Here is a 3,266-nt window from a genome sequence, read left to right on the forward strand (position 1 = left end):
ATTTATAATTTATAATGAAAAATTTAGAAAAGCGCAGTAATAATGTATGTACAGAAGAGAGTTTTAACGAATCCCGCCCTCTGGCCAACTTTGAGTTCAAATGGAAAAACTTCGCCCTAACCTCCTTCTTTGGTGTGTTCGCTGGTATGCCTCTACGACTTTGAGCTCTGCCAATCTAAGTTATACGTTGGCCGAACACGGCATCCTTGTTAATCGTTCTACGATTTACAGCTGATTGGGGTCTTGAACACATTTCCCCGAAAAATTCATCCTCCATCTAATTAGTAGACGATTTGGGAATCTTGCATGCCAATAGCGGAACTGGTTACATCTCAACAGAAAAATGTCCTCAGCAGTACTCATGTTCTTTAGGTTTGAAGCTCGTTACTTGATGGATTAGAGGTTGATATCGAAAGGGAAGTCCCACAAGATCCGTTGAGAGCAGTGTTTTATTTTCTCATTAGTTGCTCCCAGCCAGCTTCCATGACAGTAACCATCAACGATCTCATATGTCGTTTTTTTCTTTTTCCTATTTTGCTCAGAACCCCAGCAGAACACATCACTTGATTTGGCATTCACACATGCTCAGTTTGTTACGGTGTTCACCTTAACTTCGCCGATCCCGCCTAGAACCTCTCCCTTTAACGCCCTCCTTAATTCGTGAAAGGGCGACCTTAGCCTACGTCAGACGTGATAAACTTTATAGCTCTTAGTCTTCTACAACGGCAAAAGGCAAATAATACGCTCCTTTTTGCATAACTTTTCGGCATAATTAAACCTAATTCTAGGTCGGAAAACCCCAAGCGGGCTAATTGAACTGGCCCCAAGTTTAGAGAAAGCTTTACCTGCCCTGATTCGAAAAGAAGAAATCTGAGGGTTGGGTGGTAACACTCACTCAATTACGACTTATGTCTTCCTCTGGCATAGAACTAGCAGATTCTCCCACTAAGTATTAGGCGAGTCCCTCTGCCGTGTATTGGACTCGCCCCGAAGGAGCCTCTGTCGCGTTTCAACTTCGCTTTCAACTTCGGATTAAAGAAGTTATTAAAGCCTTGGTGAAGATTAAGCACAGATTGCTGGAAGGCGATTGAATCATATTACTTCAACCATTGGTATTTACGCGATTTCTTGGCAACTGCAAGTAGTGGCTTGATGTCCTTTTTAGGATTCAGCGTGACACCATGCTTGCGGTGCATATGAGACTTTAAATGTAGAGCTTTGTTATACGCTTTATAGCTATAACAGTTTCAACCGACTCAAATCTGTGCGTACCAGCTGTAACGAAAAACTCTCTGGCTATATCTATTATTCTCGTGGCTTCCTCGCCATTCAAAAGCCTGCAGGCTATGCCGATAGGCTTTGTTGCGTAATTAAATTTAGAGATAGAGCTACTTCGTTTCGTGTGTTTCTTAGTCAATACGACAAGCTTTAGGCATACCTAACCCAGTAAGCTTGTTCAACGCTTTTATCATCGCGTAAGTCTCACCCACCTGCGCATTGTAATTTCTTAAGCTCAATCGTCCTCCTAGTAACTGTTTAACTCGATACATCGCTGTTTCTGAGAGTGAACGTTTGTGGTATCCATACCGCTCTTTCCAATACTTATTTGAGCCGTATAACTTCTGGCAACCCACTGCGAGATTTCGAGGATGACCACGCTCCAAGAAGGCAGCCCCTTCTCTTGGGGGAATAAGCGCAACGGCTCGCTTAATCTTAATAGCAGCGTGACATGCTCTCGTGTCGTAAGTACCATCACCAGACACCTCAAGGATACTTCGGCGTGTTTGTTTCAGTAAGTTCGAGAGTACTTCCCCATCTCTAACCGTCGATAAACTTAGCTCGGCTGCAATAATTACATGAGTGCTTGTATCGACGGCAATATGAAGCTTTCGCCAGACTCTACGCTTGCCATCTGTCCCGTGTTTTTTGACTTTCCATTCACCTTCGCCATAAACCTTTAGGCCAGTCGCATCAATGGCTAGGTGCTGTATCGCTCCTTTCGTTTTTGTCTTAAATGAGACCTCAACTTGCTTTGCTCTACGACTGATGCAGGTGTAATGCGGACAGCTTAATGGAACATGGGCCAGTCTAAATATCGAGTTGATAAATCCTTGCAACGCTCTCAGTGGCATAGAAAACACGCGTTTCACCATGAGTGCTGTCGTGATAGCTAAATCACTGAATCGACGTGGCCTATCGCGCTTATTCTGTTTGCTTTGCGCCCACCCGCTAATCGCCTCTTCATCAATCCAAAAGGTCAGAGAGCCACGGTTAATGAGTGATTGGTTGTATTGCTTCCAGTTGGTTGTTTTGTAAAGAGGTTTAGGCATAGAGCTACGAGAAGTAGTGAACGTAGCTGATCAGATCGTAGGTTCTTGATTTAGTTCCATTGAATTACGCAACAAAGCCAGTTAACGCTACTTGGAATATCAAAAAGAGGAAATAAAGAACTGAGAACGCTATTTATCCATGCCGCAAGGTCAATTTTATGGAAAGATAAGTCGGTCGAAAAATATTTTGGTTCATGGCTTATTGAGCTTAAGAAGCGAAAATCTTTTAACTTGGCTGTGTGGTGAAAAATTGAAAATACAGGGGCATTTTTTGGAATACTTCCCGATTACTATTTGTTTTCGCTAAGAGCCTAAATTATCGATGAAAAACGCCCCTCTTGAAAGGGGTGTAGATTTGAACACACTGTTTTTACATGAACGCCAAGTTACTCTTATCCAGGAGCACTTTAACTCCAGAATACAGGCTAAAAATGACGAAATTACAGTTAACGGCGATTATCGCTAAAACGCCTCTGTCGGATAGGCGGCACCTGTTCCCAGATGCCTCCCTCCTCAGAACCGTACGTGCAACTTTCACTGCATACGGCTCAAGCCTCCACAAAGGCCTCGTTAAGCACCCAGTAACAAAATTACCTTTGCGATACACACTTAAAGCTTTAAAACTGCCCCAATGGCCATTTAATGAATAAGAAACCACGGTTCGCTGTCAGAAGACGCACTGATTTTATTCGAAATCATCATTTGTTTTTCTTCTTTAATAAAGTTCTTCAAGCTATCTCGCAACGGGAGACCAGTTAGAAGTCAGCTCGCTTTCGCGCCAGATATAACCTGTATCTACTTCATTACAAAGTAGCATTCGCTTTTTCTAACCTCCTTTACCTGCATACCTATCGGCAACCTTTACAGGCTGCTTTCCCATAGGGAGATATACAGGCTTGCCCTGTTCCGTATGCCGCATAAAATGTCAACTTAGAT

At 43.0% G+C, this 3,266-nt stretch carries 3 protein-coding genes; 2 read left to right on the top strand and 1 reads right to left on the bottom strand.

Translation table 11 applies throughout. From position 1 onward, the window contains the following. Positions 1-1,409: 1,409 nt before the first annotated feature. On the bottom strand, positions 1,410-2,330 hold the full coding sequence (locus tag AB4496_RS08450) for an IS5 family transposase (protein ID WP_372130809.1): 921 nt from the start codon (positions 2,328-2,330) through the stop codon (positions 1,410-1,412). 135 nt (positions 2,331-2,465) lie between these two features. Between AB4496_RS08450 and AB4496_RS08455 the strand changes: the two genes are divergently transcribed. Beyond that, on the top strand, positions 2,466-2,576 hold the full coding sequence (locus AB4496_RS08455) for a hypothetical protein (RefSeq protein WP_371695879.1): 111 nt from the start codon (positions 2,466-2,468) through the stop codon (positions 2,574-2,576). Positions 2,577-2,761: 185 nt separating this feature from the next. Next, positions 2,762-2,980: a hypothetical protein gene (locus tag AB4496_RS08460; protein WP_102257391.1), complete on the top strand. Its 219-nt coding sequence runs from the start codon at positions 2,762-2,764 to the stop codon at positions 2,978-2,980. Positions 2,981-3,266 lie beyond the last annotated feature (286 nt).

The sequence above is a fragment of the Vibrio sp. 10N.222.46.A1 genome (assembly GCF_041473595.1).
GTDB lineage: Bacteria > Pseudomonadota > Gammaproteobacteria > Enterobacterales > Vibrionaceae > Vibrio > Vibrio tasmaniensis_A.